The organism is uncultured Aureimonas sp., from assembly GCF_913775355.1.
Lineage (GTDB): Bacteria > Pseudomonadota > Alphaproteobacteria > Rhizobiales > Rhizobiaceae > Aureimonas.
This window is the reverse complement of the sequence record NZ_CAJYIU010000157.1, coordinates 1-6,041: the sequence shown is the minus strand read 5'-3', so window position 1 is coordinate 6,041 and position 6,041 is coordinate 1. Positions and strand designations below refer to the sequence as shown.

Here is a 6,041-nt window from a genome sequence, read left to right as displayed (position 1 = left end):
GTTAACCGGAGCTTCCGATGGCTACGCAGCGCATTCTCGACTTCATCGCCACCCGCCGCCCCGCCGGCCCCTGCCTCGTCGTCGACCTCGACATCGTCGAGGACAATTTCCGCGCGTTCCGCAAGGCCCTGCCGGACAGTTCCATCTTCTACGCCGTGAAGGCCAATCCCGCGCCGGAGATTCTGCGTCTCCTGGCGTCGCTGGGCTCGTCCTTCGATTGCGCCTCGGTCGCCGAGATCGAGATGGCGCTCGACGCCGGTGCCACGCCGAACCGCATCTCCTTCGGCAACACGATCAAGAAGGAGCGCGACATTGCTAGCGCCCATGCGCTCGGCGTCTCGCTGTTCGCCGTCGATTGCGTCGAAGAGGTCGAGAAGGTCGCCCGCGCGGCGCCCGGCGCACGCGTGTTCTGCCGTGTCCTCACCGACGGCGAGGGCGCCGAGTGGCCGCTGTCGCGCAAGTTCGGCTGTGTCCCGGCGATGGCGATCGACGTCCTAACCCATGCCCGCGACCTCGGCCTCGTCGCGACCGGCGTCTCGTTCCATGTCGGCTCGCAGCAGTGCGACACCGAAGCCTGGGACAAGGCGCTGGCCGATGCGGCGATGGTGTTCGGCCAACTGGCCGAGCGCGGGATCGTGCTGACGCTCGTTAACATGGGCGGCGGTTTCCCGACGCGCTACCTGAAGGACGTGCCGTCGGCGCAGGCCTACGGCCGCTCGATCTTCGCCGCGCTCCGACGTCACTTCGGCAACCAGATCCCGGAGACGATCATCGAGCCGGGCCGCGGCATGGTCGGCGATGCGGGCGTGATCAAGGCCGAGGTCGTGCTGGTCTCGAAGAAGTCGGCCGAGGACAAGAACCGCTGGGTCTATCTCGACATCGGCAAGTTCGGCGGCCTTGCCGAGACGATGGACGAGGCGATCCGCTACCCGATCGTGACGGCGCGCGACGACGACCGCATGGAGCCCTGCGTCATTGCCGGGCCGACCTGCGACTCGGCCGACGTGCTCTATGAGAAGACGCCCTACCCGCTGCCGATCTCGCTGACGGTGGGTGACGAGGTCCTGATCGAGGGCACCGGCGCGTACACGACGACCTACTCGGCCGTCGCGTTCAACGGGTTCGAGCCGCTCCGCTCCTACGTCATCTGACGGGCCGCCAGCCCGCCTTCCCCTGAACATCCCTGCCGGCGCGCGAGCGCCGGGAGGCTCCGTCGCCGACGCCCGAAAAGGCGTCGCGCTTTCGCTCGTCCCCTACCCCGGAGGATGATCGCCGATGTTCGCGCGCTCTCACGTTTTCGCCGGCCTGCCCTTCCTGCCGCCCGCCTTCTCCCTGCGCGCCGAGACCGCCGCCGACGAGGCCGCGCGCGAGGCGCTTCTAGACGACGCCATGGGTCCGGGCCGCCGCCGCAAGTCGTCGGAGGCGATCCGTCGCGACCGCCTGCCCGCCGAAGGTCTGTCGCTGGTCGCCGAATCGGACGAGGGCGAACTGCTCGGCACCGTGCGTCTGTGGAACGTCGCGGCCGGATCGCGCGATGGTTTGGACGTGGCCGCGCTACTGCTCGGGCCTCTGGCCGTGTCGGCGCGCTGCGAGGGCCTCGGCATCGGATCGGCGCTGATGCGCCGGGCGATCGCCGAAAGCCGTTGGCGCGGCCACGGCGCGATCGTCCTCGTCGGCGACGCGCCGTTCTACGAGCGCTTCGGCTTCGCTGCCGACCGCGCCGCCGAACTTGCGATGCCGGGCCCCTTCGAGCGGCACCGCCTCCTCGGGCTGGAACTGCGCGACGGCGCGCTGTCGCGCGCTCGCGGCGCCATCGTGCCGACCGGCCGTCTCGCTTCGCAGGCGGTGGCCGCCTGACTGGCCGGAAGTCGTAAGGCTCCCGGTTCTTGTTCTCTGACCGACCTTTGCCTTTGATCCCGGCGCGCGAACATGCTTCACGTGATGCGGGGGACGACAACGCCTCCAAGCTGATGAGCTTGGGGGCCTTCCACGATGGCATGGCTTGGAACTGGTAATGACGGGGGACGCCGCGAGCCGACTGGCCGCTGCCGAAAACAGAATCGCGGACTTGACGCGCGAGAACGAACGGCTCCGGTCCTGCGGAGCGCTCGACGGCGGCGTGGACGGTCACACGCCCCTATCCATAGCCGTCTATGAAACGCTGCTCGGCGGTGTGTCCGATTCCGCCCTAATCGTGACCGATCCCACCGGGCGGATCGTCGCCTGGAACACGGCCGCGACCACGATCTTCGGCTGGGCGGCCGAGGAGGTCGTCGGCCAGTCCGCCAACCGCATCTTCCTGCTGGAGGACCGTGCGTCCGATCCGCTCGCGCGGGAGATGGCGACGGCCGTCCGGGACGGTCGCGCCCGGGACGATCGATGGCTGCAGCGCGCCGACGGGTCGCGCTTCTTCGCGCGCGGCGAAGTCGTTCCGATGCGCGGCCGCGACGGCGCGGCGACCGGCTTCCTGAAGATCCTGCGCGACCGGACCGATGAGGAGCGCTCGCGCCTCGAGCTTGCCGCGAGCCGCGAGCGGCTGCAATTCGCGCTCGACGCCTCCGCCCTGATCGGCACCTGGGACTGGATGATCCCCGAGGACATCATCTACGCCGATGCCCGCTTCGCCTCGCTCTACGGCGTCGACGAGGCCGAGGCGGTCTCCGGCCTTCCCCTTTCGGCCTATCTCCACGGCATCCACGCCGACGATCGGACCCGCGTCGGAGAGCTGATCCGCGACACGGTCGCCACGGGCGGCGTCTTCGAATCCGAGTACCGCACGGTCCGGCGCGACGGCGCGGTGCGCTGGGTCCATGCGCGCGGTCGCTGTTTCCTCAGCGATACCGGCCGGCCGGTCCGCTTTCCCGGCGCGGTCGTCGACATCACCCACGACAAGATGCGCGAGCGTCGCCAGGATGCGCTGTTGCGCCTGGGCGACGAAGGCGGCTTCGGCGAGGCGACGGACTACACGCTGAAGGCGCTCCATCTCCTCGGCGAAACGCTGGAGATCACGCGCGTCGGCTACGCCACGGTGGATCCGACCGAAACTTTCGCGACCGTCATCGGCGAGTGGACGATGCCGGGTCTTGTCCCGCTGGCCGGCCGCAAGCGGATCGCCGACTTCGGCACCCGGCTCGCCGACGCCCTGCGGCAGGGCATGACGGTGGTCGAGGACGTGCGCCTCGATCCGATCACCGCCGACGGCGCCGCGGCCTGGGAGGCGATCGGCTCGCTGTCGATGATCAATCTGACGGTACGCGAGAACGACCGGCTGCAGGTCATCCTGTATCTCCACCATTCCGCGCCCCGTCGCTGGACGGCCGACGAGATCGGCTTCATCCGCGAGGTGCTGAACCGGGCCTGGACCTATACGCGCCGCCGGCAGGCCGAGCGCTCGCTGATCGAGACCGAGGCGCGGCTCCGGCTGGCGCACGAAGCGGCCGAGATGGGCACCTTCGACTACGATCTCGAGACCGGAACGATGGTCTGCGACGCGCGGTGCCGCGTCGTGTTCGGGATCGGTGCCGACGAGCCGGTGAGCTATTCCGGCACGTTCCGCCCGCGCATTCATCCCGAGGACCGGGATCGGGTGGAGGCGACCGTCCGGCAGACGATGGCCTCGGACGGCGATCCGAACTTCGATCTTCTTCTTCGCACGATCGGTCACGATAACGGCGCCACGCGGATCGTGCATGCGAGCGGTCGCTGCGTTCACGAGGACGGCGAGGCCGTGCGCATCGTCTGTGCGGTGCGCGACGTCACCGAGGCGAAGGAAGCCGAGGAACGCCAGACGCTCCTGACGCGTGAGCTTCAGCACCGCGTGAAGAACACGCTCGCCATGGTCAACGCGCTCGCCAACCAGACGCTCAGGCGCGCCTCCAGCGCGCAGGAAGGGCTGACGGCCTTCTCCGCCCGCCTCCTCGCGCTCAGCCACGCGCACGACATCCTGACCCAGACGAGCTGGACCAGCGCGCCGATCGAGGCGATCGTCTCGCAGGCGCTGGCGACGCACGGCGGCGAGGACGAGCGGATCACCTGGGACGGGCCGGACATCCGGCTCACCGCCCGCCAAAGCCTCGCCCTCGCCCTGGCCCTCCACGAACTTGCGACCAACGCCGCGAAATACGGCGCTCTCTCCAACGACACGGGGCGGGTGCGCATCGCATGGCGCGTCGGTCCGGGCGAAGGCTGCCGGAGCCTGTGGCTCGAATGGCGGGAGGTCGACGGGCCGCCGGTCAGATCGCCCGAGCGCAAGGGGTTCGGATCGCGGCTGATCGAGCAGTCGCTAGCGGCGGAGTTCGCGGGCGAGGTCACGATGACTTATCACCCGGCGGGCCTCGTCTGTCTGATCGAGGCCGATCTCCAGATCGACCTCGACGACAGCGTGCTCCCCTCGACGCTCAGCGACGCCTGATCGGCCTCAGCCGGCGATGTCGATGACGCCGGCCTCGCCGTTCTCGGTCCCGAAGGCGAGAAAGCGGCCCTTCGCGTCCCAGGCGAGCGTTCGCGCGGCGCCCGAGCCGCCCCGGCGCAGGAGCGCCTCCCTGGCGTCGGAGAAGCGCACCGCGAGGATCATGCCGTCGGCGTAGCCGATCGCAACGACATCGTCGGACGGGTGGCAGGCGACCGCGACCACCGTGGTGTCGCCCCGCGTGCCGAGTTCGAGCGGCGCCTTGCCCATCGGCCCGTCCTTGCCGGTGAACGGCCAGAGGATCGCGGCCGGCGCGCCGGAGGTCGCGAGGAACTTGCCTTTGGCCGACCAGGATAGGCTCTTCACCTTGCCGGGATAGCCGGTCATGCGCATGTGCTTGCTGTCCTCGAGGCGCCAGCCGTGCAGGGCGTTTTCCTGCATGATGGTGACGAGGAAGCGCCCGTCGGGCGAGAAGGTGACGCCGGTATGGGCCCCCTTCCAGTCGAGTTCCTGCGCCTTGGCGTCGGTGCCCGCGAAGAACAGCGACGCGCCGTCATAGCGCGCCGTCGCGAGCCGCAGACCCTTGGGCGCGAAGGCCACGTCCTCGACCGTCCGTGCGTGCGCGAACTCGCGCACGTCCCCCTTGGCGCCCTTCACAAAGGCCGTTCGCCCGACCGCATAGCCCACCACGCCACCTGGGCCACCGGCCACAGACGAGATCCACTTTCGGCCGGCCGAGGCGATCTCGGCGGACTGGCGGTCGGGCGTCGTCTGGACGACGCGCCCGTCCTCGCCGCCCGACAGGAGCCGCGGCGCGAACGGGTCGAGGCGGGCGGACAGGAGCCCACCCTGGTGCGCCTCGATCGCGGTCTCGCCGCCGGCGGGAAAGCGGATCGTGCCGTCCGACAGGGCGAAGACCGGCTCGTCCTTTAGGAAGGCGGCCGCCTCGACGTGGCCGTCGAACGCGTAAGGGGCAATCTGCGGCATCAGGCGGGCGTGGCCTCGCGGGTCTTGGCCGTGCAGGAGCGGAACTCCTCCTCCAGCCGCTTGGCATCGAGCTCGCGTCCGATGAAGACGAGTCGGCTCTCGCGCGCCTCGCCCTCGCGCCACGGGCGCTGGTGGTCGCCCTCGATGATCATGTGGACGCCCTGGATGACGTAGCGGTCCGGGTCGCCCTTGAAGGCGATGATGCCCTTGAGGCGAAGGATGTTCGGCCCTTCCGTCTGCGTCAGGTTCTGGATCCAGGGGAAGAAGCGGTTCTGATCGAGCTCGCCGCCGCGCAGCGAGACCGACGTCACCGTCACGTCGTGGATCGGCGCGACCTCGCCGTGGTGGTGATGCCCGTGGTCATGGCCATGGTCATGGTCGTGCCCGTGGTGGTCGTGCCCATGGTGCCCATGGTCATGGGCATGATGATCGTGGCCGTGATGGTCGTGATCGCAGTCCGGTCCGCAGACATGGTCGTCGTGCGCGTGTGCGGCTTCCTCCAGGAAGTGCGGGTCCTGATCGAGCACGCGGCTGAGGTCGAAGGCGCCCTGCCCGAGCACCCGGTCGAGCCGGATCGCGGAGCGCTCGGTGCGGTGGATCACGGCCGACGGATTGATCGCGCGCACCGTCGCCTCGACGCGGGCGA

The 6,041-nt window shown here is 69.6% G+C and carries 5 protein-coding genes; 3 read left to right on the top strand and 2 right to left on the bottom strand.

The window, feature by feature from the left end:
* Window positions 1-17 precede the first annotated feature (17 nt).
* From odc2 to QZ753_RS10305, 3 genes are all read left to right on the top strand, one after another.
* Window positions 18-1,151, top strand: a complete 1,134-nt coding sequence (odc2, locus tag QZ753_RS10315; RefSeq protein ID WP_294643430.1) for an ornithine/lysine decarboxylase — start codon at window positions 18-20, stop codon at window positions 1,149-1,151.
* Between the two features lie 124 nt (window positions 1,152-1,275).
* Complete coding sequence (locus tag QZ753_RS10310) at window positions 1,276-1,857, top strand: GNAT family N-acetyltransferase (RefSeq protein WP_294643428.1); 582 nt, start codon at window positions 1,276-1,278, stop codon at window positions 1,855-1,857.
* Between the two features lie 211 nt (window positions 1,858-2,068).
* Window positions 2,069-4,411, top strand: coding sequence for a PAS domain S-box protein (locus QZ753_RS10305; RefSeq protein ID WP_294643426.1), 2,343 nt, complete (start codon window positions 2,069-2,071; stop codon window positions 4,409-4,411).
* 6 nt (window positions 4,412-4,417) lie between these two features.
* Here QZ753_RS10305 and QZ753_RS10300 read toward each other — a convergent pair whose 3' ends face one another.
* Both QZ753_RS10300 and QZ753_RS10295 read right to left on the bottom strand, forming a co-directional pair.
* Complete coding sequence (locus tag QZ753_RS10300) at window positions 4,418-5,395, bottom strand: WD40 repeat domain-containing protein (RefSeq protein ID WP_294643424.1); 978 nt, start codon at window positions 5,393-5,395, stop codon at window positions 4,418-4,420.
* A partial coding sequence (locus QZ753_RS10295) for a GTP-binding protein (protein WP_294643422.1) occupies window positions 5,395-6,041 on the bottom strand: 647 nt, incomplete at its 5' end. The genes QZ753_RS10300 and QZ753_RS10295, both read right to left, overlap by 1 nt.